At 70.9% G+C, this 25,603-nt stretch carries 19 protein-coding genes; 13 read left to right on the forward strand and 6 right to left on the reverse strand.

Annotated elements, in window-relative coordinates:
- Positions 1-10 precede the first annotated feature (10 nt).
- Genes ACZ7L5_RS40575 through ACZ7L5_RS40585 form a run of 3 tightly spaced genes read right to left on the reverse strand, consistent with a single transcriptional unit; the run spans position 11 to position 2,817 of the window.
- Positions 11-1,312 carry a coenzyme F420-0:L-glutamate ligase gene (locus tag ACZ7L5_RS40575; protein ID WP_471523617.1) on the reverse strand — a complete coding sequence of 434 codons (1,302 nt, stop codon included), beginning with the start codon at positions 1,310-1,312 and terminating at the stop codon, positions 11-13.
- Between the two features lie 5 nt (positions 1,313-1,317).
- Positions 1,318-2,277, reverse strand: coding sequence for a 2-phospho-L-lactate transferase (gene cofD, locus ACZ7L5_RS40580; protein ID WP_471523579.1), 960 nt, complete (start codon positions 2,275-2,277; stop codon positions 1,318-1,320).
- 33 nt (positions 2,278-2,310) lie between these two features.
- Positions 2,311-2,817: a cysteine dioxygenase gene (locus tag ACZ7L5_RS40585; RefSeq protein ID WP_328881226.1), complete on the reverse strand. Its 507-nt coding sequence runs from the start codon at positions 2,815-2,817 to the stop codon at positions 2,311-2,313.
- Between the two features lie 647 nt (positions 2,818-3,464).
- Here ACZ7L5_RS40585 and ACZ7L5_RS40590 point away from each other — a divergent pair.
- The 3 genes from ACZ7L5_RS40590 to ACZ7L5_RS40600 all read left to right on the forward strand — a co-directional run bounded on the left by ACZ7L5_RS40590 (position 3,465) and on the right by ACZ7L5_RS40600 (position 9,112).
- Complete coding sequence (locus ACZ7L5_RS40590) at positions 3,465-3,728, forward strand: WhiB family transcriptional regulator (RefSeq protein ID WP_003975777.1); 264 nt, start codon at positions 3,465-3,467, stop codon at positions 3,726-3,728.
- A 219-nt stretch (positions 3,729-3,947) separates the two neighbouring features.
- Positions 3,948-7,589 (forward strand): glycosyltransferase family 2 protein, encoded by a 3,642-nt coding sequence (locus tag ACZ7L5_RS40595; protein ID WP_471523581.1) that lies wholly within the window; start codon positions 3,948-3,950, stop codon positions 7,587-7,589.
- On the forward strand, positions 7,586-9,112 hold the full coding sequence (locus tag ACZ7L5_RS40600; RefSeq protein WP_471523583.1) for a DUF5719 family protein: 1,527 nt from the start codon (positions 7,586-7,588) through the stop codon (positions 9,110-9,112). Before ACZ7L5_RS40595 ends, ACZ7L5_RS40600 begins: the two co-directional genes overlap by 4 nt.
- A 161-nt stretch (positions 9,113-9,273) precedes the next feature.
- Here ACZ7L5_RS40600 and ACZ7L5_RS40605 read toward each other — a convergent pair whose 3' ends face one another.
- Positions 9,274-9,723, reverse strand: coding sequence for a metallopeptidase family protein (locus ACZ7L5_RS40605; RefSeq protein ID WP_362384847.1), 450 nt, complete (start codon positions 9,721-9,723; stop codon positions 9,274-9,276).
- 343 nt (positions 9,724-10,066) lie between these two features.
- Here ACZ7L5_RS40605 and ACZ7L5_RS40610 point away from each other — a divergent pair, with 343 nt between their 5' ends.
- The 7 genes from ACZ7L5_RS40610 to ACZ7L5_RS40640 all read left to right on the forward strand — a co-directional run bounded on the left by ACZ7L5_RS40610 (position 10,067) and on the right by ACZ7L5_RS40640 (position 18,102).
- Positions 10,067-10,444 carry a DUF3499 domain-containing protein gene (locus ACZ7L5_RS40610; protein ID WP_256333189.1) on the forward strand — a complete coding sequence of 126 codons (378 nt, stop codon included), beginning with the start codon at positions 10,067-10,069 and terminating at the stop codon, positions 10,442-10,444.
- 139 nt (positions 10,445-10,583) lie between these two features.
- Entirely contained in the window at positions 10,584-12,200 is a 1,617-nt protein-coding gene (locus tag ACZ7L5_RS40615; protein WP_471523585.1) for an L-lactate permease, read from the forward strand.
- Between the two features lie 113 nt (positions 12,201-12,313).
- Positions 12,314-13,678, forward strand: a complete 1,365-nt coding sequence (locus ACZ7L5_RS40620; protein ID WP_363043965.1) for a phosphomannomutase/phosphoglucomutase — start codon at positions 12,314-12,316, stop codon at positions 13,676-13,678.
- A 382-nt stretch (positions 13,679-14,060) separates the two neighbouring features.
- Positions 14,061-14,231, forward strand: a complete 171-nt coding sequence (locus tag ACZ7L5_RS40625) for a Trm112 family protein (protein WP_328881231.1) — start codon at positions 14,061-14,063, stop codon at positions 14,229-14,231.
- Between the two features lie 307 nt (positions 14,232-14,538).
- Positions 14,539-15,672, forward strand: coding sequence for an SIS domain-containing protein (locus ACZ7L5_RS40630; protein ID WP_471523587.1), 1,134 nt, complete (start codon positions 14,539-14,541; stop codon positions 15,670-15,672).
- Between the two features lie 118 nt (positions 15,673-15,790).
- Positions 15,791-16,942: a mannose-6-phosphate isomerase, class I gene (gene manA / locus ACZ7L5_RS40635; RefSeq protein WP_471523589.1), complete on the forward strand. Its 1,152-nt coding sequence runs from the start codon at positions 15,791-15,793 to the stop codon at positions 16,940-16,942.
- Positions 16,943-17,121: 179 nt separating this feature from the next.
- Entirely contained in the window at positions 17,122-18,102 is a 981-nt protein-coding gene (locus tag ACZ7L5_RS40640; RefSeq protein WP_471523591.1) for a cation diffusion facilitator family transporter, read from the forward strand.
- 69 nt (positions 18,103-18,171) lie between these two features.
- Here ACZ7L5_RS40640 and ACZ7L5_RS40645 read toward each other — a convergent pair whose 3' ends face one another.
- On the reverse strand, positions 18,172-20,313 hold the full coding sequence (locus ACZ7L5_RS40645) for a fructose-specific PTS transporter subunit EIIC (protein ID WP_471523593.1): 2,142 nt from the start codon (positions 20,311-20,313) through the stop codon (positions 18,172-18,174).
- A gap of 549 nt (positions 20,314-20,862) precedes the next feature.
- Here ACZ7L5_RS40645 and ahcY point away from each other — a divergent pair.
- Together ahcY and ACZ7L5_RS40655 are read left to right on the forward strand one after the other, a co-directional pair.
- Complete coding sequence (ahcY, locus tag ACZ7L5_RS40650) at positions 20,863-22,320, forward strand: adenosylhomocysteinase (protein ID WP_471523595.1); 1,458 nt, start codon at positions 20,863-20,865, stop codon at positions 22,318-22,320.
- Between the two features lie 196 nt (positions 22,321-22,516).
- Positions 22,517-23,131, forward strand: a complete 615-nt coding sequence (locus ACZ7L5_RS40655) for a hypothetical protein (protein WP_471523597.1) — start codon at positions 22,517-22,519, stop codon at positions 23,129-23,131.
- Positions 23,132-23,153: 22 nt separating this feature from the next.
- On the opposite strand, the gene ACZ7L5_RS40660 is transcribed toward ACZ7L5_RS40655, so the two are convergent.
- Positions 23,154-24,137: an RDD family protein gene (locus ACZ7L5_RS40660; RefSeq protein WP_471523599.1), complete on the reverse strand. Its 984-nt coding sequence runs from the start codon at positions 24,135-24,137 to the stop codon at positions 23,154-23,156.
- A 129-nt stretch (positions 24,138-24,266) separates the two neighbouring features.
- Between ACZ7L5_RS40660 and ACZ7L5_RS40665 the strand changes: the two genes are divergently transcribed.
- Positions 24,267-25,274, forward strand: coding sequence for a stage II sporulation protein M (locus ACZ7L5_RS40665; RefSeq protein ID WP_362384830.1), 1,008 nt, complete (start codon positions 24,267-24,269; stop codon positions 25,272-25,274).
- The last annotated feature ends 329 nt before the right edge of the window (positions 25,275-25,603 follow it).

Consider the following 25,603-nt stretch of genomic DNA (forward strand, 5'->3'; position numbering starts at 1 on the left):
ACGGCGCGAATCACCGCACCGCGATGAAAGCCCCCGCATCCCGCTCCGCCCTTGGCCGCGGCTCCTCCGCCGCATGCCCCACCGCCACGGCCCCCATCGGATCCCAGTCCTCCGGCAGCCCCAGCACGTCGCGCACCACATCCCGGCAGAACATCGTCGACGACACCCACGCCGACCCCAGCCGCTCCGCGGCCAGCGCGACCAGGAAGTTCTGCACCCCGGCCCCGGTGGCGACGACGAACATCTCCCGCTCCGCAGCGTCCCGCCGCGCGTCGCCGTAGGTGTGCGAACCGTCCATGACCAGGCACGGCACCACGAGATACGGCGCGTTGCGCAGCACGTCCCCGCGTCGCACCCGCTTGGTGATGGACTCCTCGCTCTTGCCGTCGCGCCGCAGGTCGGCGATCCAGGCGTCCCGCATCGCGTCGAGCAGCCGCGTCCGCGACTCCCGCGACTCCAGCAGCACGAACCGCCATGGTGTGGTGTGGTGCGGCGCCGGTGCCGTGACCGCCGCCGCGACCGCTCTTCGTACGGCCCCGGCGTCGACCGGCTCGTCCGTGAAGGCCCGTACCGTACGGCGCTGGGTCACCGCCTCCCGTACCGCCTCCGACGTGCCCAGCCGGAACATGTCGTCACGCGCGCCGCGCACCATGGCCCGCGCCCCCTCGCCGTGCTCCTCGGCCACCGTGTGCGCCAGCCCGCGCACCACGGCCACGGGCAGCCCGGCGGCCTTGCCCTTCACCAGGTCACCGGCGGCGGCGAGTTCGTCGGCCGTCGCCACGACGGTCGCGCTGAGCGGATTGCCGTGCGCGTCCGTGCCACCGCGCAGATCGTCGAGTACGCGGATGCCCGCGGCTCCGATCGCCACGTCGGTGAGCCCGGTGCGCCAGGGGCGGCCGAAGGTGTCGGTGACGACGACCCCGACGTCGACACCGAGGGCGTCCCGCAGTCCTTCCCGGATCGCCCGCGCGGACGCGTCGGGGTCCTCGGGCAGCAACAGCACGGTTCCGGCGGGGGTGTTGGAGGCGTCGACCCCGGCGGCGGCCATCACGAGCCCCTGCCGGTTCTCGACGATGCGCAGGGCGCCCCGGCGCGCCACGACCCGTACGGTCTCCGCGTCGATGGCGGCTTCCCGGTCGGTCGCCTCGACGATCCGCCCCTCGGCCTTGGACACGATCTTCGAGGTGACCAGGAGCACGTCGCCGTCGGCGAGACCGGGTGCGGCGGCGGCGATCAGCTTCGCGAGGTCGTCGCCCTGCTGAATCTCGGGCATGCCGGGGACGGCCCAGACGCGGTAGCCGTCGGCAGACACGTCGCTCAAACCGCTCGCACCTCCTCGGCCAGCGTCAGCGCCTCGCGGGCCATCTGCGTGGTCGCGTCGAGGTCGCTCATCATCAGCGGTACGGCCCGGCAGCGGATCCCGGCCGCCTCGACCTGCTCGACGGAGCCGGCGTCCACGGTGTCGACGAGCCATCCGTCCAGCAGTCCCGAGCCGTAGTGCTCGGCGACCGCCGAGGCCGTCGACTCGACGCCGACCGCCGCGAGCACCTTGTCGGCCATCCCGCGCACGGGGGCGTTCCCGACGATGGGGGAGAGGCCCACGACCGGCACGCCTGCGTCGGCGATCGCCTCGCGGATGCCGGGCACGGCGAGGATCGTGCCGACCGAGACGACCGGGTTGGACGGCGGGAAGAGGATGACGTCCGCGTCGGCGATCGCCTCAAGGACACCGGGCGCCGGTTTGGCCTGTTCCGCGCCGACCGGCACGATCGCCTCGGCCGGCACCGAAGCCCGCAGCCGCACCCAGTACTCCTGGAAGTGGACGGCTCTGCGTTCGCCGTCCAGGTCGACCGCGACGTGCGTCTCGACGCGGTCGTCGGTCATGGGGATGAGCCGGACGCCCGGCTTCCAGCGGTCGCACAGCGCCTCTGTCACCGCGCTGAGCGGATATCCGGCGCCGATCATCTGCGTCCGCACGATGTGCGTGGCGAAGTCCCGGTCGCCGAGCCCGAACCACTCCGGCCCGACGCCGTACGCCGCGAGCTCCTCCTTGAGATGGAAGGTCTCGTCGGCCCGCCCCCAGCCCTGCTCCTCGTTGATGCCGCCGCCCAGCGTGTACATCACCGTGTCGAGGTCCGGGCAGACCTTCAGCCCGAAGAGGTGGATGTCGTCCCCGGTGTTGCCGATGACCGTGACGTCCGCGTCCGGCGCGGCCTGCTTCAGACCGCGCAGGAACCGGGCACCACCGATGCCGCCTGCCAGAACCACAATGCGCATGGGAGCAGTCTTGCAGGCGGGTACGACAACGCGTCAGGCAGTCACGGGACGCGGCGCGGTGCGCGCCTCGCAGGCTGTGGCGGCGTGCATCGGCATCTCCGTCAGGCCCGGGTAGTAGACGTGCAGGCTCACCGCCGGCTCCAGCGCGTCGTTCGCCACCTCGTGTGCGTATCCGGGCGCGAACACCCGCTGCGCGCCGGCCGCCAACGCGCGCGTGCCGCGCTCCGTGCGCTCGGTCAGGGTGCCTTCGAGGACGGTCAGCACGCCGCTGGACCGGCCGTGGTCGTGCAGGCCGCTGCCCTGTCCGGGGACCCATGACAGCAGCCACACCTCGTAGCCGGGGCCCGTGCTCAGCCGGTGGTACCAGCGCGTCGTCGCGTCGTACCGGACGAGGTGCTCCCACTGGGAGCGGTCGGCGGCGATGGAGCGGGCCAGGCCGACGAACTCGGCGACGGTGGCCGGGTGCTCGCGCGGTGTCTGGAGGAGGTGCGGGACTTCGAGGATGTCGCCGGCGATCTGGAGGTCGCTGTCGCTGTTCATGGGGTGCGGTGGTTCCTCAGTGAAGGAAGGTCAGAGGGAACGAGAGCCGAGAAGAGGGTGGCTCGGCCTACAGCTGGAGCAGGTGTGGCTCAACAGCTGGGACAGCAACAGCTACAGCGAGCGCGGGCAGCACCGTGGGACCCGGCGGTGCGGGTCGAGGTGAGTGCCGAGTTCGCGAGCATGCCCACAAGGACATCGGTTCGCACCTTCAGTGTCAACTCGACGCCCGTTATGTGGGACATGTTTCACCTCTTCCGGTTCATCTCCGTGGCGAAAGGTTTGTTCATGGGTCGGCCGGGACACATGGCGCACAACCGGGCGCGCGGCGTCGTTGTGATCCTGTGATCCGACTGTGATCCGGTTCGCATCTGCGCGTGTGTGCAACGAGATCGAACGTCTGGGCGTCCTTTTCCGTACAGGCTCTGAGCGGGATTGGACGCCCTCCCGGGCCTCGTCAGCTTGTCAAGGTTTATGCCGATTTGAACACTTTCCGCTAGGCCTTGGTTCCGCAGAGTGAATAAGGGGCTCAATAGCAGATCTCGGCTTGACTCGCCCGGAGCAGCACACTTGTAATTTCACTCGTGTCGTTCAGCCGGAATCGGTAACGGCTACATCACGGGGACGCGAAAGACAGACGAGGGGCGCACATGACCGAGCTGGTGCAGCAACTGCTGGTCGACGACGCGGACGAGGAACTCGGCTGGCAGGAGCGCGCGCTGTGCGCCCAGACCGACCCCGAGTCCTTCTTCCCCGAGAAGGGCGGCTCCACCCGTGAGGCCAAGAAGGTCTGCCTCGCCTGTGAGGTCCGCTCGGAGTGCCTCGAATACGCCCTCGCCAATGACGAGCGCTTCGGCATCTGGGGCGGCCTGTCCGAGCGGGAGCGCCGCCGGCTGAAGAAGGCCGCCGTCTGAGCGTCGCCCCGGCCGCCCGACCGCCGGCCGTCGCACGTACACAACGCACGCACATACATCTCGAATACGTTTCGAACGGCCCGTCGCGGGTGGGTTATCCACAGGCGGCGGGCCGCCGTGATGCCCAGCCGATAGTGTGGTCGCTCGTCCGAGACGCCGCACTGTCCCCACGGGGCACGGGCGTCCACCGCAGTCCATCGAACCGGGGCCCGTACCTCGATGTCCGTGCACAGCCACACGGCAGCCCACCACGACGTCGCTGCCACACCTGAGTTCCCGCGCCATGTGGTGACCGCGGTCCTCGTCTCCCACGACGGCGCCCGCTGGCTGCCCGACGCCCTCGCCGGGCTGCTCGGCCAAGAGCGCCCCGTCCAGTTCGCCGTGGCTGCCGACACCGGCAGCGCGGACCACTCCGCCCAGCTGGTCACCGACGCTCTCGGCGCCGACCGCGTACTGCACCTCGCCCGGCGCACCGGATTCGGCCAGGCCGTCGAGGAGGCCAACCGCGGCGCCCCCGTCCTTACCCCGGACGAGCTGGCCTATCTGAAGCGGCCGAGCGGCTGGGACCCCGTCACGCGCACATGGCGCGACGACGCCTACGACATGCCCGAACTCCCCCACGGGGAGCCAGTGCAGTGGCTGTGGCTCCTGCACGACGACTGCGCCCCCGAACCCGACGCCCTGGCCCAGCTGCTGCGCGTCGTGGAGAACGAGTACGAGCTTGGCCGCGACGACGTCGCCGTCGTGGGCCCCAAGCTGCGCGGCTGGTACGACCGCAGGCAGCTCCTCGAGGTCGGCGTCACCATCGCCAACTCCGGCCGCCGCTGGACCGGCCTCGACCGCCGCGAACAGGACCAGGGCCAGCACGACCACGTCCGGCCCGTGCTCTCCGTGTCCACCGCCGGCATGCTGATCCGCCGCGACGTCTTCGAACAGCTCGGCGGCTTCGACCGACGGCTGCCCCTGATGCGTGACGACGTCGACCTGTGCTGGCGCGCCACGGCCGCCGGCCACCGCGTCCTCGTCGCCCCCGAGGCGGTCGTACGACACGCCGAGGCGTCCTCCCGCGAGCGTCGCACCGTCGACTGCGTGGGCCGCACCGCCGCCTCCCCGCACAAGGTCGACAAGGCGGGCGCCGTCTACACCCTGCTCGTCAACACACGTACGGCCGTGCTGCCCTGGGTGCTGCTGCGGGTCCTGCTCGGCACGGTCCTGCGGACCCTCGCCTACCTCGTGGGCAAGGTCCCCGGGCAGGCCCTCGACGAGATCCGCGGCCTCATGGGCACACTGCTGCGCCCCGAGCGGATCATCGCCGGGCGGCGCAGGCGCGGGAGTCCCGTCATCGACAAGGGTGAGCTGCGGGCGCTGTTCCCGCCGCCCGGCGCGACCGTGCGGGCCACCGTCGAACAGGCCGCGAGCAGCCTCGTCGGCCGCTCCGACCCCGAGGTGGCCTCCGGCGCCGGACGGCATGGCAGCGCGATCGAGTCCGGACCCGGCGGCGACGACGCCGACTTCCTGGAGATAGAGCAGTTCGCCCGCCTCAAGCGCATCGCCCGCAAGCCGGGCCCGGTGCTCTTCCTGGTGCTGCTGTTCGTCTCGCTGATCGCCTGCCGGCAGCTCCTCGGCGGCGGCGCGCTCGCCGGCGGGGCCCTGCTGCCCGCCCCGGCCGACTCCGGTGAGCTGTGGTCGCACTACATGGACGCCTGGCACCCGGTGGGCGCCGGCGGCACCCCGTCCGCGCCGCCGTACCTCGCGATCGTGGCGATGCTCGCCTCGGTGCTGCTGGGATCGACCGGTGTCGCCGTCACCGTCCTGCTCGTCTGCTCGGTGCCGCTGGCCGGCCTCACCGCGTACTTCGCCTCCCGCCCGCTCGTCGAGTCGCGACTCCTGCGCGCATGGGGCGCCGTCGCCTACGCCGTCCTGCCCGCCGTCACCGGCGCACTCGCCGGCGGCCGCATCGGCACCGCCGTCCTCGCCGTCCTGCTGCCGCTCATCGCACGCGCGGGCATCGCGGCGAGCGGCCTGACGAACGGCTCCGGCGCGCGCGGCAGTTGGCGCGCGACCTGGGCATACGCACTGCTGCTGACGATCACCACGGCCTTCACGCCGATCGTGTGGCCCATCGCCCTGCTCCTCGGGCTCGGGGTGCTGGCAGTGCGGCGCGCCGACATCACCGCGTACGGACTGCGCTTCCTGGCCCAGCTCGGCGTCCCCCTGCTGGTCCTCGCGCCCTGGTCGCTGTCGCTGCTTCCGTTCGGCTTCTTCCAGGAGGCCGGCCTGGAGTACGGCTCCTCCGCCGCCACCGCCCTGGATCTGCTCGGCGCCAGCCCCGGCGGGCCCGGCACGGTCAACGGGCTGATGCTCATCGGCATCGTGCTGGCCGCGCTGGCCGCCCTGATGCGCTCCGAGCGCCAGTTCGGGATCCGGACGGCCTGGGCGGTCGCCCTCGTCGGCCTCGTCTTCGCGGTCCTGTCCAACAGCTCCACCTGGGCCGGCCCTGCGACCCTCGTCTACGGCATCGCCCTCCTGGCCGCCGCCCTGCTCGGCGCCGACGGGGCACGCGCGCGGGTGGCCGAGCAGAGCTTCGGCTGGCGCCAGCCGGTCGCCGCGCTGATCGCCTTCGCCGCGGCCGCGGGGCCCCTGCTCGTCGCCGCCGGCTGGATGATCCGCGGTGCCGACGGACCGCTGGAGCGGCGCGACCCCGTGCAGGTGCCCGCGTTCGTCGCCGAGGAGAGCGGCACCCGCGACCAGGCCCGCACCCTCGTCCTGGACAGCGAATCCTCCGCCCACGTCGGCTACATGCTCGTCCGTGGCTCCGGCGCCCGCCTCGGCGACGCCGAGCTCGCCGCCGCCGACGGGGAGAACACCAAGCTCGACAAGATCGTCGCCAACCTCGTCGCCGGCTCCGGCGCCGACCAGGCCGACCAGCTCGGCGCGTTCGCCGTGCGCTACGTCCTCGTCCACAAGGGCGCACCGCGTGAGGTCACGCGCGTGCTGGACGCCACGCCCGGACTGTCGCGGCTGAGCGAGCAGAACGGCAGTGCGCTGTGGCGGATCGACCGGCAGGTGTCGCGGGCGGCCATCGCCGCCGCCGGCTCCGGGTCCGGTGAGACTCAGCCTGTTGCCGCGGGTCCCGTTGAGATCCACACGACGATTCCGAGTGGCGCCGAGGGGCGGGTCCTGCGGCTCGCCGACAGTGCCGACGACGGCTGGACGGCCACCCTGGACGGCAAGCCGCTCACCGCGACCACGGTCGACGGCTGGGCCCAGGGCTTCGAACTGCCCGCCGGCGGCGGCAAGCTGGACGTCACCTACGACGACCCCATCGGCCACAGCGCGTGGCTGTGGGCCCAGGGCTTCCTCGCCCTCGTACTCGTGGTGATGGCCCTTCCCGGACGCCGCCGCGACATCGACGACGACCTGCCCGAGGAGCCGGTCGTCCCGGCCGAGGCCATGGCCGGCGAGGGGCGGCGGGCCCGTCGGTTGCGCGCCCAGGCCGAGGCCGACGCCGAAGAGGCCGGTCAGCAAGGCGAGTTCCCGGCGCCTCCGTCGGAGCCGCCGGCTGCGGCGATTCCCCAGCAGCAGTCCTACGGCGAGTGGGACACGCCCGGTTACGCGGGCGCCGAGTACGGCAACTACGGCGGACAGCAGTACCCGGCGGGCGGCACCTACGACCAGGCGTATCAGGCGGATCCGTATCAGGGCGGCCAGTACGACCCGTACGCGTACGGCGGGCAGTCCCCCACGGCGGCGTACGACCCGTCGTACGACCAGACGTACCAGCAGGGTTACGACGGCACGTACGACCCGGCGCAGCAGCATCCGCACGGCAGTGAGCGTCCCGACGGGAGCCAGCAGTGAACCGCACCACCCTGTCCCTGATCGCCGGCGTCACCGCCCTCGCCGCCGTCACCGGGCTCGCGGCGCTCACCACGCCGGACGCGTCCGATGCGAACACCGCCAAGGCGGCCGCCGAGCTGCCGGTGGAGCGTACGAGCCTGGCGTGTCCGGCGCCGAGTATCTCGGACCTCGCCGAGACGACGTACACCTCGTTCACGCCCGTCACCAAGGGGACGGCGAGTGACGGGAAGGCCGAACTGCAGTCCGCGGCGCAGGAGAAGGGCGACGCAGCGGACGGCAAGGGCGAGAAGGGCGAGAAGGGCGACGCCGCCGGGAAGGCCGGGAAGGCCGACAAGCCGGTTCTGAAGGGCAAGGAGCCGGGGACGCCGGTCAGTGGTGATGCGTCCGGGGCCGACTCGCCCGCGCTCATCGGGACCGCCGACGGGAAGTTCGCGCCGGGCTGGACCGTGCAGGAGACCACCGAGGTCGCCGCGGGCACGGGGCGTGGTCTGCAAGGCGTCAACTGCACCGCGCCGGACACCGAGTTCTGGTTCCCCGGGACCAGTACCGCTCCCGACCGCACGGACTACGTGCATCTGACCAACCCCGACGACTCCGCCGCCGTCGTCGACATCGAGCTGTACGGCAAGGACGGTGCGCTCGAGACGACGGTGGGGGAGGGGATCACGGTTCAGCCGCACTCCGGTGAGCCGATTCTGCTGTCCACGCTCACCAGTGAGAAGCAGGACAACATGACCGTGCATGTGAGTGTGCGCAGCGGTCGGGTGGGGGCCTCGGTGCAGGCGCTGGACGACAAGCTCGGTGGGGACTGGCTGGCGGCGTCCGCCGACCCCGCGGGGAGTCTGGTGCTGCCCGGCATTCCGAAGGACGCCACCTCCGTGCGGCTGGTCGCCTTCACGCCGGGGGACGCCGATGCGGATCTGAAGGTGCGGCTTGCCTCACCGTCCGGGCTGATCACACCTGCCGGGAACGAGACGTTGCACGTCAAGGCGGGGATGACCAGTGCGGTGGATCTCGGTGACGTGATGCAGGGCGAGGCGGGGTCGCTGGTGCTGACTCCTACGGACCGATCGGTGCCGGTTGTTGCGGCGGTGCGGGTGGTCCGTGGGAAGGGGGACAAGCAGGAGACGGCGTTCATCCCGGCGAGCCGGGCGGTGGGCACGCGCGCGACGGTGGTGGACAACCGGGCGAAGGGGACGACGTTGTCTGTGACGGCGCCCTTCGGTGCCGCGGAGGTCAAGGTGACGGCTTCGGCGGGCAGCGAGGGCGGTGCTGCGGCGTCGAAGTCGTACTCGGTCAAGTCCGGCACCACTCAGGACGTGGAGGTGCCGGTGCCGAGCGGCCTGAAGGGCACGTACGCGCTGACTGTGGAGTCGGTGTCGGGTGGGCCGGTGTACGCGTCCCGGACGCTGGCGGTCACGGAGGACGGGGTCGCCGGGTTCACCGTGCAGACGTTGCCGGACGATCGGGGGATGGTGGCTGTGCCTGAGGCGGACGAGGACTTGTCTGTGCTGCAGAGGTAGGGCTGTGGGATGCCTGCGGCGGCCTCTGGCTGTTTCGGTGGGGGTTCGCGCAGCGCCTGCGGGGGCGGACACTCCACGGACGTCCCCTTGCCGCCGTGGTCGACTGCGGCGACGCGGGGCCACCGGTCCGAACAGCGCCATGCGGGCATCTCTCGTGGGGTTCAGTCCTCGCCGTAGCGGGGGTCCACCGTTTCCGGTGTGAGGCCCAGGAGCTCGGCTACCTGTTCTACGACCACCTCGTGAACCAGGGCTGCTCGCTCGTCGCGGCTCTTGGTGCGGATCTCCACCGGGCGGCGGTAGATGACGACCCGTGCCGGGCGGCCCTCGCGGGCGGGGATGGTGCCGCCCAGGGGGACCGCCTCGTCGTTCCAGGCTCGGCCGGGGCCGTCCAGGCGGGGCACCTCCAGGACCAGGAAGTCCATGTCGGCCAGCTGTGGCCAGCGGCGTTCCAGGCGTTCCACGGAGTCCTGGACCAGGTCGGCGAAGACGTCGGCGCGGCTCGCGGCGAGGGGGACCTGGGGCGGTGCGATCGGGCCGCGCATGCCCCGGCCGTGGCGATCACGACGGCGGGGCCCGGGGCCGGCGGCGCGGGGCGGTACGGGGGTGTCCATCACTGATGAAGGGTAGTCCTCGTGGCCGGTGCCTGTCCGATCTCGATGGGATGGTGGGGGTGACGTCCGGCCGCTCGTACGGCATGTCTGCAGATGACCATTCCAGCCAAGGTTGGGCTCGTTTCCGTATGCCTCCGAGACCGTCGATGGCGAGGTAAATGACGGGGTTTGTGGTGAGTGGTGACCGGTTTCAGTGGCGGGCGGGATCTTGGGGTGGGGCTTCCGTGCAGGTCAGCGAGGTGGGGTGAAAGGGGCGTGTGGGGTGTTTCACAACACGACACGGTGGAGTGAGCCGGGGGAGAGTCGTCGCGGCCCGCTCAAGAGTGCGGTACCGTCCAACGTCGTGAGCCCTGTACGTCGCTGTTCGCGCACCGCTTGCGGCCGTCCCGCCGTCGCGACGCTGACGTACGTCTACGCCGACTCGACCGCGGTCCTCGGCCCGCTCGCCACCTACGCCGAACCCCACTGTTACGACCTGTGCGCCGAGCACTCGGAGCGCCTCACCGCACCTCGCGGGTGGGAGGTTGTGCGGCTGCTGGACAGTTCGGCTCCGGCCCGTCCCAGCGGTGATGACCTGGAAGCGCTTGCCAACGCGGTGCGTGAGGCGGCCCGTCCGCAGGAGCGGGCGGCGCAGGCAGGCGGGGGCGGAGGCCGTGGGGCCGACCCGATGGAGGTCGCGCGGCGTGGGCACCTACGGGTGCTGCGGTCCCCCGACAACTGACGGTCGGATTTCCTGTTTCTCGTGTGCTTGTTTCGTTGAGTGATGCACAAGCATTGACGTGTCGTTGGCGCGGACACGACCATTCCGCATGTCGGAACGAGAAATCGCTTTCCGTATGGCGGAATGTGGGGAGGCGCCCGTGTACGTGCAGGAACTGGAACCCGTCGCCGGCTCGCTCGGCCTGTCCGCGCTCGTGGCGGCCCTGCCGCTGGTGATCGTCCTCGTCCTGCTGGGCGGGGTCCGCATGAAGGCGCATCTGGCGGGCCTCACAGGGCTGCTGGCGGCCGTGCTGGTCGCCTGGCTCGCGTACGGCATGCCGCTCGGGCAGACGCTCTCCAGCGGCGCCCAGGGAGCGCTGTTCGGGCTCTTCCCCATCCTGTGGATCGTCGTCAACGCCCTGTGGGTGTACCGGATGACCGTCCGCACGCGTCATTTCGACATCCTGCGCAGGTCGTTCGGGCGGCTCTCCGACGATCCCCGGATCCAGGCACTCGTCGTCGCCTTCTGTTTCGGGGCCCTGCTGGAGGCCCTGGCGGGCTTCGGGGCGCCCGTCGCGATCTCTGCGGTCATGCTGGTGGCGCTCGGGTTCGATCCGGTGCGTGCGGCGGTCGTCGCGCTGGTCGCCAACACCGCGCCCGTGGCCTTCGGCGCGATGGGAACGCCCGTCGTGACGCTGGCGCAGGTCACCGGACTGCCACTGGACGACGTGGCTTCCGTGGTGGGACGTCAGACACCCCTGCTGGCCTTGGTCGTTCCGCTCGTGCTGGTCGGGCTCGTGGACGGGCGGCGCGGGCTGCGGGAGACCTGGGTGCCCGCGCTGGCGTGCGGAATCGCCTTCGCCGTCGCCCAGTTCGCCGCCTCCAACTACGTCTCCGCACAACTCGCCGACATCGGCGCCGCCTTGGCCGGAGCGGGCGCCCTGGTCGCCGTACCGCACGCGCGTGTGCCCGCCACCGAGGCCGTACGCACGTCCGTGCTGACCGGGTCGCGGAGCGAGGAGCTGGACGAGGAGGATCCGCGGCGCGAGGTCGTACGGGCCTATGCGCCGTACGCGTTGATCGTCGTGATCTTCTCCATCGCGCAGATTCCGGTGGTCAAGGACTGGCTGGCCGGGGCGACCCGGACGTTCGACTGGCCCTTCCTGAACGTCGCGAACCCGGACGGCGAGCCGGTCAGCGGCAATGTCTTCAGCTGGCCGATCGTGTCCACCGGCGGCACGCTCGTGCTGCTCGCCGGGTTGTGCACGGCGGTCGTGCTGGGGGTGCACGCGCGCGTGGCGGTCAAGGAGTGGGCCGCCACCGTGCACGAGTTGAGGTTCGCCATCCTGACCGTGACGTCCGTGCTGGCGCTCGCGTACGTCATGAACCTCTCCGGACAGGCGGCCACCATCGGCTACTTCGTGGCGGCGGCCGGCGCCGGGCTCGCCTTCCTGTCGCCGGTGCTTGGCTGGTTCGGGGTGGCCGTGTCCGGGTCGGACACCTCGGCCAACGCACTGTTCGGGGCACTGCAGGTGACGGCTGCCCGGGAGTCGGGGCTGTCGCCGGAACTCCTGGCCGCCGCCAACAGTTCAGGTGGTGTGCTCGGCAAGATGATCTCGCCGCAGAACCTCACCATCGCGTGCGCGGCCGTGGGGCTCGCGGGCCGCGAGGGGGACCTGCTGCGACGCGTGCTGCCGTGGAGTCTGGGCCTGTTGCTGGTGATGTGCCTGATCGTGGTCGGCCAGAGTTCACCGGTGCTGGGCTGGATGCTGCCCTGACCTCCGTGCTGACCTGAGGTTACGGCTGGGGGTCCACTCGGCGGTCACCCAGCGCGGTGTCAGTCCGGGCGGGTAGTTTGGGGTGACCGACAGGACTTTCAGGAGGGTTGGCCGTGGCTGCTGATTTGTCACAGCTCGTGAAGGCGTACGACGTGCGCGGGGTCGTCCCGGACCAGTGGGACGAGACCCTGGCCGAGCTCTTCGGAGCCGCCTTCGTGCGGGTGACCGGCGCGAGCGCGATCGTGATCGGGCACGACATGCGGCCCTCGTCCCCCGGTCTGTCCCGCGCCTTCGCGCGCGGGGCGGCGACCCAGGGCGTCGACGTCACAGAGATCGGCCTGTGCTCCACCGACCAGCTGTACTACGCGTCGGGAGCGCTGAACCTCCCGGGCGCGATGTTCACGGCATCGCACAACCCGGCCCAGTACAACGGCATCAAGATGTGCCGCGCGGGTGCGGCCCCGGTCGGCCAGGACACCGGCCTCGCGGAGATCCGCGAACTGGTCGAGGGCTGGTCCGAGTCGGGCGCCCCGGCACCGACGGCCCGGACGGGAGTGATCACCCAGCGGGACACGCTGGAGGACTACGCGGCTCACCTGCGCTCCCTCGTCGACCTGACCTCCATCCGCCCCCTGAAGGTCGTCGTCGACGCGGGCAACGGCATGGGGGGCCACACCGTGCCGACCGTGCTCGCGGGCCTCCCGCTGGACGTGGTCCCGATGTACTTCGAGCTGGACGGCACGTTCCCGAACCACGAGGCGAACCCGCTGGACCCGGCGAACATCGTGGACCTCCAGAAGCGGGTCCGCGAGGAGTCCGCCGACCTGGGCATCGCCTTCGACGGCGACGCCGACCGCTGCTTCGTCGTCGACGAGAACGGCGGGCCCGTCTCCCCCTCCGCCATCACCGCCCTGGTGGCCTCGCGCGAGCTCGCCAAGCACGGCGGCAAGGGCACGGTCATCCACAACCTGATCACCTCCTGGTCGGTCCCGGAGGTCGTCAAGGAGAACGGCGGCACGCCGGTCCGCACCCGCGTCGGCCACTCCTTCATCAAGGCCGAGATGGCCACGACCGGCGCGATCTTCGGCGGCGAGCACTCCGCCCACTACTACTTCAAGGACTTCTGGAACGCCGACACCGGCATGCTGGCCGCCCTGCACGTCCTGGCGGCCCTCGGCGGCCAGGACGGCCCCCTGTCCGGACTGGTCGCCCAGTACGACCGCTACGCCGGCTCCGGCGAGATCAACTCCACCGTCGCCGACCAGGCGGGCCGCCTCGCGGCCATCAAGTCCGCCTACGAGGCCCGAGAGGGCGTGGAACTCGACGAACTGGACGGCCTGACCGTCACGGCCGCCGACTGGTGGTTCAACGTCCGCCCGTCCAACACCGAGCCGCTGCTCCGCCTCAACGCGGAGGCACGGGACGAGGCGACGATGGCGAAGGTGCGGGACGAGGCGTTGGCGATCATCAGAGGCTGAGGGGCTGGCACGTGGGGGCGAGGGCCGCGTGCCTCTCGGCGCCGGCCCACACAATCCGGCCCGTCCGGCGTTTGAGGCCGAGGGCTGCGCCTGCGCGCGGACTGCTCAGCGCCGGCCCAGGCATTTCAGCCCGTCCGGCGTTTGAGGACGGGGCCCGTTCAGGGCCGACAGCGGGGGCCTGGGGGCGGCAGCCCCCCCGGGGGCCGGGGTCGAAGGGGCTGAGCCCCTTCAAGGACGGGACGGGTAGGGGCGGCGGGGGCGAAACAACCCCCGCCAACCCCACCGCCGCCCAACCCCGGCACCCCGCCCCCACCGGCGGTACGCTGACCAGGCACATCCGCACACGCACGCACCACACCCACCCGCCCAGAAGGGACACCTCATGCCGCTGGAAGCCGGCCTCCTGGAGATCCTCGCCTGCCCGGCCTGCCACGCCCCCCTCAAGGAGCAGGAAGCCGAGCTGATCTGCACCGGCCAGGGCTGCGGCCTGGCGTACCCCGTCCGCGACGACATCCCCGTCCTGCTCGTGGACGAGGCCCGCCGCCCCGCGTAACGGGACGTCACGACACCGGCACAGGGGCGACTGAACGACCGGTCACCGTCCGGTACCAGGCCGCCTCCGCCGTACAGACGTCCGGCCCCCGCCGCCTCGACGTGGCGCCGTCCCGGCCCCGGCGTGCGGACTCCAAGCCACCGGCACGGAGACGCCCGCCGACCGATGCCGTGACCAGGACGCCCGGCACCAAGCACCATCCGGCACCAAGCCCGCCGTCGTCCCCCACGACCGAGCAAGCCCCCCGACGCACACCCCCGCGCAAGACCCCCGCCCCAAAAGACCCGGCGATCGGAGGCTGCCGCCCATGCTCGACGAATCGTTGCTGGACACGCCGGAGGCGCTCGCCGAGGCCGACCGCCGTGCCCTGCTGCGCGGCGCGGCCGAAGCAGGAGCCCGTGTCCGCACCGCCGCCCGGCACGCAGCCGAGGCCGGCATCAACGACCTCAAACCCGACGGCCGCCCCCGCGCCACCCTGATCGCGGGCCCCGGCGCCGCCGCCATCTGCGTCGCCGACCTCCTCGGCACGCTCGCCGGCGCCACCAGCCCCGTCATCCGGCTGGCTCCGGCCGGCGTCGCCCCCGCCGCCGGCGCCCTGCGCTGGGAGCTGCCCGGCTGGTCCGGCTCCGTGGACCTGCTGCTGATCACCACCCCGGACGGCACCGAGCCGGGCCTGTCGCTCCTCGCCGAGCAGGCGTACCGCCGCGGCCTCACGGTCGTCGCCGTGGCCCCCGCGGGCTCCCCGCTCACTGAGGCGGTGCACAACAACCACGGCCTGTTCGTGCCGATGGCGATCGCCCCGTACGAGGAGGAAGAGGAAGACGTCCCCGCAGCCTCCGCGCCCGGCGTTCTGTGGGCCCTGCTCACCCCGCTGCTGGCGCTCCTCGACCGCACGGGCCTGCTCACAGCTCCGCCCGAGGCCGTGGAGAAGGTCGCCGACCGCCTCGACCACATCGCCGAACGCTGCGGGCCCGCCATCGCGGCCTACAGCAACCCCGCCAAGACCCTGGCCGCGGAACTCGCCGACTCGCTCCCGTTGATCTGGACCGAGGGCGTCTCCGCCGGCCCGGCCGGCCGCCGCTTCGCCGCCGCACTCGCCGAGCTCGCCGGCCACCCCGCGCTGGTCGCCGAACTGCCCGAGGCGCTCGCCGCGCACAGCGCCCTGCTCGCCGGCAGGCTCGCGGCGAGCGCCGACCCCGGCGACTTCTTCCGCGACCGCGTCGAGGAGACACCGGCCCTGCACGCGCGCGTGGTGCTGCTGCGGGACCGTCCCATCGGCGGCCTCACCGCCGCGCCCGCCGCGCGCGACCTGGCCCTGAGCCATGACACGCCGATCAGTGAGCTGGAACCGGAAGCAGGCGGCGAGCTGGAGACCCTCGCGGAACTGATCGCCATCACGGATTTCGCCGCCGTTTACCTGGCGCTCGCTTCGGGAGCCTGATCTGTCCCAGGGGGCCCTGGCCGCCGTACGCCGCAGGAACCGGCAGGCGTACACAAGGCGAACCGGCGTCCACCACGAAGAGCACCCGCCTACCCGCAGAGAACAGGCAGACAACCGCATGGACCGCCTCGACAACACCGTCCGCCCCTACGCCTGGGGTTCGACCACCGCGATCCCGCGGCTCCTCGGGGCCGAGCCGACCGGCGAACCGCAGGCGGAGATGTGGATGGGCGCACACCCGGGCGCACCCTCGCGCACCGAGCGCGGCACGCTGGTCGAGGTCATCGAGGCCGACCCGGAGCGCGAGCTGGGCGCCGCGGCCGTGGCGAAGTTCGGCCCCCGCCTGCCCTTCCTCCTCAAGATCCTCGCCGCGGGCGCCCCGCTCTCCCTCCAGGTGCACCCCAACCTGGAGCAGGCGAAGGAGGGTTACGAGGGCGAGGAGCGCCGGGGCATCCCGGTGGACGCCGGCCACCGCAACTACAAGGACGCCAACCACAAGCCCGAACTGATCTGCGCGCTCACCGAGTTCGACGGCCTGTGCGGCTTCCGCGACCCCATCGCGGCAGCCGACGCACTGGACGGCCTCGGCGTCGACTCCCTCAAGCCGTACGTCGACCTGCTGCACGCCCACCCCGAGGACGCGGCCCTGCGCGAGGTGCTCACCGCGATCCTCACCGCCGACCCGGACGAGATGGCCCACACCGTCGCCGAGGCCGCGGCCGCCTGCGCCCGCCTCGGCGGCGACTACGCCCCGTACGCCGACATCGCCCACCACTACCCCGGCGACCCCGGCGTCATCGCCGCCATGCTCCTCAACTACGTCCGCCTGCAGCCCGGCGAGGCCCTGTTCCTCGGCGCCGGCATCCCGCACGCCTACCTCCACGGCCTCGGCGTCGAGATCATGGCCAACTCCGACAACGTCCTGCGCTGCGGTCTGACCCCCAAGCACGTCGACGTCCCCGAACTCCTGCGCATCGTCCGCTTCGAGGCCGGCGACGCCGGGGTGCTGCGCCCGGAGGCGTCCCCCGACGGCGAGGAGGTCTACGAGACCCCCATCGACGAGTTCCGGCTGTCCCGGTATGTCCTCCCGGAGGGCACCAGCTCCCACGACCTCACGCGCGCGACCCCGCAGATCCTGCTCTGCACGGCCGGCTCCGTCCGCATCGGCGAGGACGACCTGACGCCCGGTCGGTCCGTCTTCGTACCCGCCGGCGAAAAGGCCGAAGTGTCCGGCGCCGGTACGGTCTTCCGCGCCACGGTCGTCGCCTGACCGAGCACATCCGACGACCCGGCGCGTTGTTGTCCGACCGGGCTGCAACAATGGCCCACCGGCAAAGGACGGGCAAAGCCGAACGGGGGCCGCACGCCCTCTCGGCGACGCCCTGAACAGCGTACGGACGTGCAGGCGTACAGGCGTACGAAGACGAAGGCGAAGGGACAACGCGACACATGAGCGCGTCAGGCGGTACCAAGGCGATCGTGGCGGCACTCGCCGCCAACCTCGCGATCGCGGCAGCGAAGTTCGTCGCGTTCGCGTTCAGCGGCTCGTCGTCCATGCTCGCCGAAGGCGTGCACTCGCTCGCCGACTCCGGCAACCAGGCCCTGCTGCTGGTCGGCGGCAAGAAGGCCAAGCGCGAGGCGACCCCGCAGCACCCCTTCGGCTACGGCCGCGAGCGCTACATCTACGCCTTCCTCGTCTCGATCATCCTGTTCTCCGTGGGCGGCATGTTCGCCCTCTACGAGGGCTACGAGAAGATCAAGCACCCGCACGAGATCGAGCACTGGTACTGGCCGGTCGGCGTGCTCGTCTTCGCGATCATCGCCGAGACCTTCTCCTTCCGCACGGCCATCAAGGAGTCCAACCTCCTGCGGGGCAAGAAGTCCTGGAAGGAGTTCGTCCGCCATGCCAAGGCGCCCGAGCTGCCCGTCGTCCTCCTGGAGGACCTCGGCGCGCTGGTCGGCCTGATCCTCGCCCTGGGCGGCGTCGGCCTGGCCCTGCTCACCGGCGACGGCGTCTGGGACAGTATCGGCACCATCTGCATCGGCGTTCTGCTCGTCCTGATCGCGGTCGTCCTGGCCATCGAGACCAAGTCGCTGCTGCTCGGTGAGGCCGCGGGCGCCGAGGACGAGCAGAAGATCGAGGCCGCCATCGTCGACGGCGACGTGGTCACCCGCATCATCCACATGCGCACGCTCCACCTCGGCCCCGAGGAGCTCCTGGTCGCCGCCAAGATCGCCGTCCCGCAGGGCGACACGGGCGCCGAGATCGCCTCCGCCATCGACGCCGCCGAGGCCCGCATCCGCGAGGCGGTCCCGATCGCCCGCGTGATCTACCTCGAGCCCGACATCTACAGCGAGGCCGAAGCGGCCAAGGGCGCCGATCGCGACGCAGCACCGGGCGGACCGACGACCCCCGGAACCGAGCACTGACGTTCCGCAGCACAGCTTCCAACGGGGCCCGCCGAGTCGTTCGGCGGGCCCCGTTGTCCGTCGTCGCGGCTAGCCGACCTCGCGCAACACCCCGAGGACGGCCGACTCGTCCGGCGCGGCCAACAGCCGCTCCCGGAACCCGGCGTCCATCAACTTCCGCGACAGCAGCGACAGAATCCGCAGATGCTCGTCGCCCGCGGCCGCCTCCGGTACGGCGATCATGAACACCAGCCTCGCCTTCGTACCGTCCAGCGAGTCCCACTCGACGCCCTGCACGGACCGCGCGAAACCGACGACCGGCGCGGTCACGGCATCGGTCTTGGCATGCGGAATCGCGATCTCCTCACCGAGCCCGGTCGTACCCTGCGCCTCCCGCCGCAGCGCGGTCGCCACCAGCTCGTCCACGTCCACGACCGTGCCGGTCCCCGCCAGCAGTTCAGCCATCTCGCGGATCGCCGACTCCTTGTCGGCCGCATCGAGCCGCACCTTCACGGTCCGCTCGGTGAGGTAGCCGGAGAGGACCTCGGCAGGGGAATCGTCGACCTCGGACTCGTCCGCGGAACCCGGGGACAGGCCGGGCGACCCTGCGGGCGCCGCACTCGTCGTGCCGGTCGCCGCCGACTCACGTACGGCAGCCTGCGCCACGACAGCAGCGGCGCCGGCGCCCGGCACTCCGACACCCGCACCGACCAGCGCGGGTTCGAGCCCGGCCCTGCCCGTGCCCGTCCCCGTGTCCGTGCCGACGAGGGCCTCCCCGCGCCGCCTGCGCTCACTGATGTCCACCAGGGCAACCGTCGTCAGCGCGGTGACGACCGTGCCGATCACCACGGCCACGAAGAACATCGGCACGCCGCTCACCGCGCCCAGCACCGCCACGATCGGCCCTCCGTGCGGCACCGCGTCCTCCACGCCGGCGACTCCGGCGATCGCACCGGCGACCGCGCCGCCGAGCATGTTGGCCGGGATGACCTGCGCGGGCCGCGCCGCTGCGAACGGGATCGCGCCCTCGGAGATGCCGAAGCAGCCCATGAACAGCGCGGCGAGCCCCGTCTCCCGCTCCTGCTCGGTGTACAGCCGCTTGCGTATCAGCGTGGCGAGGCCCTGACCCAACGGCATGACCGGGATCGCGGCCGCGCACATGCCCATGACCGTCTGGTTGCCGGTCGCGATGAGCCCGGCGCCGAACAGGAACGCCGTCTTGTTGACCGGCCCGCCCATGTCGAACGCGATCATCAGCCCGAGAATCGCGCCGAGCAGGATCGCGCTCGTGCCGGTCATCCCGCTGAGCCAGTCGGTCAGGTTCTCGAACACCCAGGAGATCGGCTTGCCGATGACATAGATGAAGAACAGCCCGAGCGCCGTCGTCGCCACGATCGGGATCACGATGATCGGCATGATCGGCTGCGCGAACTTCGGAACCTTGACCTTCTTGATCCACAACACCAGATACCCGGCGAGGAACCCGGTCACGATCGCCCCGATGAACCCGGCGCCCGCCTTGGAGTCGTACAACTCCCCGGTGTTGGCGATCCAGCCACCGATCATGCCCGGCACCAGCGCGGGCCGGTCCCCGATGGCATACGCGATGTAACCGGACAGGATCGGCACCATCAGCGTGAAGCCGATGACACCGATGTTGTTCACGTCCATCCAGAAGGAGTCCTTCGGGATGACCAGACCGCCCGACGGGTCGGTGTGCCCGCCGAGCGAGAGCGAGATCGCGATCAGCAGCCCGCCGACCACGACGAACGGGATCATGTAACTGACCCCGTTCATCAGCGCCTTGTACCCGACGCTCCGCTCCTTGCCACCGCCGGCCCCCGAGGCCGCGGTGACCGCCCCGGCCTCGTGCACCGGCGCCGACAGCACCTGCTCGATCAGCCGCTCGGGGTGACGTATGCCCTCGGCCACACCGACCGTAAGGACCCGCTTGCCCGCGAAACGGCTCAGGTCCACATCCTTGTCCGCGGCGACGATGATCCCGTCCGCGTGCTTGACATCGTTGTCATCGAGGACGTTCTCGGCCCCGATGGATCCCTGCGTCTCCACCTTCATGTCGATACCGCGGCTCTCGGCAGCCTGCGCGAGCTTTTCCGCCGCCATGTACGTGTGTGCGATGCCGGTCGGGCATGCGGTCACCGCGAGCAGCTTCAACCGCTTCTGCTCGCCGCTGTCGCCGCCCGTGGGGGGAGGGCCGGCCGTACTGGTCACGTCGATCTCCTAACGCCTTTGTTCGTGCGGATCGCCGTCCCGGACGCCCCGCAAGATCGATCAGTTGTTCAGATCTCCTGGGCATCCTGCACCACACAGCCGCAGCCTCAAAGGGGAGAAAATGGCGCTTCGCCCCAGTTTGCCGCCTCCTGTGCGTCGTTCGTTGGTGTCCTGTTATCGCTCCCGCACAGCACCCTCGCCCACGACCGCCACCGCCCCCATCGCACCGACCCGTGAACTGCCGCCGCCCTCCCACCCGCGGATGCCCTGATGGCGCGATCTGTACGGAGCCGGACAAGACAGACCAGGAACGCCCAGGCCTCCCGCTGTGGCTCCCGGGCGTCCCGGTGTAGCTTGGGACAGAGCCAGACGTCGCTGCTGATGGCGGTCGGGCGGTCCCGACGCGGACCGGCCGAGGGAGAGAGGGCCTCCGACGGACTGCGCTGCGCGTACGCGGGCATGCCTGTGTCCTCTTCGGGCACCCCGGTGTCCGCCGCCGTGCAGACCAGCCGTACCCACCCTCGACCCAACCCCGAGGAGCAGCTCGTAATGACGACTGTCGAGAACCGACAGGACTTCAAGGTCGCCGACCTCTCACTGGCCGACTTCGGCCGCAAGGAGATCACCCTCGCCGAGCACGAGATGCCCGGCCTGATGGCGATCCGCAAGGAGTTCGCCGCCACCCAGCCGCTGGCCGGCGCCCGCATCATGGGCTCGCTGCACATGACCGTGCAGACCGCCGTCCTGATCGAGACCCTGGTCGCCCTGGGCGCCCAGGTCCGTTGGGTGTCCTGCAACATCTTCTCCACCCAGGACCACGCGGCCGCCGCCGTCGCCGTCGGCCCGAACGGCACGCCCGACAACCCCCAGGGCATCCCGGTCTTCGCCTGGAAGGGCGAGACCCTGGAGGAGTACTGGTGGTGCACGGAGCAGGCGCTGACCTGGCCGAACACCCCCACCGGCGGCCCGAACATGATCCTCGACGACGGCGGTGACGCCACCCTCCTCGTCCACAAGGGCGTCGAGTACGAGAAGGCCGGCAAGGTCCCCTCGGTCGACACCGCCGAGAACGACGAACACCGCGTCATCCTCGAACTCCTGAACCGCACCATCACCGACGGCTCCCAGAAGTGGACCCAGCTCGCCTCCGAGATCCGCGGCGTGACCGAGGAGACGACGACCGGCGTCCACCGCCTGTACGAGATGCAGCGCGACGGCGTCCTCCTGTTCCCGGCGATCAACGTGAACGACGCCGTCACCAAGTCGAAGTTCGACAACAAGTACGGCTGCCGCCACTCCCTGATCGACGGCATCAACCGCGCCACCGACGTCCTGATCGGCGGCAAGACCGCGGTCGTCTGCGGCTACGGCGACGTGGGCAAGGGCTGCGCGGAGTCCCTGCGCGGACAGGGCGCCCGCGTGATCATCACCGAGATCGACCCGATCTGCGCCCTGCAGGCGGCGATGGACGGCTACCAGGTCACGACCCTCGACGAGGTCATCGACAAGGCCGACATCTTCATCACCACCACCGGCAACAAGGACATCATCATGGCCTCGGACATGGCCAAGATGAAGCACCAGGCGATCGTCGGCAACATCGGCCACTTCGACAACGAGATCGACATGGCCGGCCTCGCCAAGATCCCGGGCATCGTCAAGGACGAGGTCAAGCCGCAGGTCCACACCTGGAAGTTCCCCGACGGCAAGGTGCTGATCGTCCTCTCCGAGGGCCGCCTGCTGAACCTGGGCAACGCCACCGGTCACCCGTCCTTCGTGATGTCCAACTCCTTCGCGGACCAGACGCTGGCCCAGATCGAGCTGTTCACCAAGCCGGACGCCTACCCGACCGGTGTGTACACGCTGCCCAAGCACCTGGACGAGAAGGTCGCCCGCCTGCACCTGGACTCGCTCGGCGTGAAGCTGACCCAGCTCCGCCCCGAGCAGGCCGCGTACATCGGCGTCGAGGTCGAGGGCCCCTACAAGCCGGACCACTACCGCTACTGAGCCGACCCGCCGCTGAGCCGCCGCCGAACCAGGCTGCTGCTCAGCGGTGACACGCTCATCGGCAGCAGATCCTCCGAGGCAGGCCCCCGCACCCCCGTGCCGGGGGCCTGCCCCGTTGGCCCGAGCAGCCGTTTCAGCCCGCGCGACCCTCGTGGCCCGCGTGGGCGGACCAGCCCCGTCAAAACCCAGGACCCCGATGCCCCGCGGCCGTTATTCGCTCCACGATCCGCACGATCACACCCCCCTCGCAGAAGAGCACTTCCACTGCGCCCCCGGCCCGTCCGGCTGGCGCTATGTCTCCCAGCTGACCACCCCTGCGGGCGATCACAGCGGCTCCGTCGACCTCGCCCTGGACGAACTCGGCCGCCCCATCCGTCTCGAACTCCACGCCGGCGGCTGGCAGGTACGCGGTGCCGCCATCGACGGCGTCACCTGGGTCCGTACCGACCCCACCGGGGTTCAGGCCACGGAAGGCAATGTGCGCGCCCATGCCTTCACAGGGACATCCCCCGCGTTCCTCATCGCCACCACTCGCCTCCTGCGCCTCACCCCCTCCGCCTCAGCAACCCGCGTACGCCTCCTGGCCCTCACGGACCCGGTCCTCGCCCCCCGCACCGTGGACCAGTCCTGGGCCCTGGTGAACAGAGAAACACACGCCACTGACAACGGCTCTCTGACCGTGGACGAATACCAGGTCACAGCCCTGGACACCGGCGAACAGCACGCCGTACACATCGCGGGCGACGTCGTCCTCGCGGCACCCGGCATCGAGCTGGAGGACCTGAAATCGCCGCCGTCGACGTTCGCTTGAGCAACGGACCTGGCCTGGGCGCCTAGGCCGGAGGGGCGAAGCCCGTGGAAGGCCGGTCGTCCGCCGGGGCGTCCTGCGGCGTCGGCGGCTGCCGTACTGCGTCATACGGAGCCGAGGAACGATCCCCTTCCGCGCCGGACGGGGAAGTCGGAGACGCTGCAGCGGCGGCGGTCGGCACAACCGGTGGACCGTACGCGCCAGGCCCGCCAGCACCAGCCCCCGCACCACTCACAGAAGGCGCACCGCCCTCGAACGACCCGTGGCTGAAGGCCCGCCGTGCCTCCCGCGCCTGCCGCTCCTGCAGAACTGCCGCCAGATACGCCGCCGACGGAACACCCTGCGGCGCCGGAGTGCCCGTACGCGCCACGAGATCCGCGGCGAGCTGCTCCGCCATGCTCCAGCCGACCTGCGGGTCGAGTTGCTGCATCCGCGTCAGGTACTGGCGAATGGCGAGCCACAGACCGTCGGGAACCGCCGACAGATCAAGCCCCGAGAACCGCCCGGCCAGCCACGGCGGAGGCGGCGGAACGAACCCCGTCCGCGCGAGGGGCACCCGCTCCCGTACGACGAGAGTCCCGGCGAAGACGTCCCCGAGCCGCCGCCCGCGCGCGGACACCAGCGAGGCGATGACGGCGACGACGCCGAGCGTCATCAGAATCTCGATCACGCCTATGAGGCCACGCACCAGCGCGTGCCGGAACCGGATCGGCCCACCGTCGTCGCGTACGACCCTCAGGCCGCACGCCAGCTTCCCGAGCGAGCGCCCATGGCTGAGCGTCTCGACCGCGATCGGCCCGCCGACCAGCAGCAGAACGAACATCGCGATCGACAACGCGGTCTGCGCCGCCTCGTCCAGGGAAGCGGTGGCAGCCACAACGCCAATGGTCACGACGATGTAGGCGATCACAGCCACGGCCAGATCAAGCAGCACGGCCAAGGCCCTGCTGGGCAGCTTCGCGGGGCGCAACTCCAGCGCCACCGCCTCGCCCGTCACCAGCTCACTCACGCCGACCGTCCTTCCCTGACCTGCCCCTGAAATGGCCAGTCTGCCAAGCTGAGGGCGCATCGCGCCGCAGTACGACAAGCTGACACCTACGACGAGTCGCCGACGAACAGCCGAGGAGCAGAAAACCAGATGGACCTCGACGTCTTCGTCACCGCCCACCGAGCCGAGTGGGACCGCCTCGACGCCCTCCTCGGACGCCAGCGGCGCCTCACCGGCGCCGAGGCCGACGAACTCGTCGCCCTCTACCAGCGCACCGCCACCCACCTGTCCCTGATCCAGTCCAGCGCGCCCGACCCACAGTTGACCGGTCGGCTCAGCCAGCTCGTGGCGCGCGCGCGTAGTGCAGTGACAGGCACGCGACGCGCCTCCTGGCGCGATGTCACCCGCTTCCTCGCGTACGGATTCCCGGCCGCCGTATACCGGGCGCGCCACTGGTGGGTACCCACGGCGCTCCTGTCCACCCTGGTCGCGGCCCTCCTGGGCTGGTGGATCGGCACCCATCCCGAAGTACAGGCCACCATCGCGGCCCCCAGCGAACTACGCGAGCTCACCCGCCCCGGCGGGCAGTACGAGACGTACTACTCCAGCCACCCCGCGGCCTCCTTCGCGGCCCAGGTCTGGACCAACAACGCCTGGGCCGCCGCCCTCTGCCTGATCCTCGGAGTCTTCCTCGGCCTGCCAGTGCTCTGGATCCTCTTTCAGAACATGCTCAACCTCGGTGTCGGCTTCGGCCTGATGTCCTCAGCAGGTCGCCTCGACACCTTCCTCGGCCTCGTACTGCCGCACGGCCTCCTCGAACTGACCGCGGTCTTCGTCGCCGCCGGCACCGGCCTACGCCTCGGCTGGACCCTCATCGACCCGGGTCCCCGCACCCGACGTTCGGCCCTCGCCGAGGAAGGCCGAGCCGCAATAGGCATGGCAATAGGCCTCGCCCTGGTGCTCTTCATCTCCGGTGCCATCGAAGGCTTCGTGACCCCATCCGGCCTACCGACATGGGCGCGCATCAGCATCGGCGTCGCCGCTGAACTGGCCTTCCTCGCATACGTCTATGTCCTCGGCGGCCGCGCCGCCCGCGCCGGGGTGACGGGCGACGTCGAGGCTGCCGAGCGCAGCGCCGCGGTTCCCACCGCGGCCTGATGTGCGTGCACGCCCGCTGAGCTGCTAGTGTCCTCTTCGCCCCACAAGAACCGTTGACACGGAACGAGTGGGGAGGTAGATTAGAACAGTTGCCTGGAAGTGGATGAGAGTCCAGCCGGGCAGAGTGACTATCTATCTGCTTCGGTGGAACATCGATTCCCGAGAAGCCCCTCCCGATGATTCGGAAAAGAGTGGCTGGTCAATCCGGCCCGGAACTTCTGATAAAGTCGGAGTCGCCGGAAAGGGAAACGCGAGAGCGGAAACCTGGAAAGCACCGAGGAAATCGGATCGAGAAAAGGTCTGATAGAGTCGGAAACGCAAGACCGAAG

Source organism: Streptomyces sp. NPDC107528, assembly GCF_055639295.1.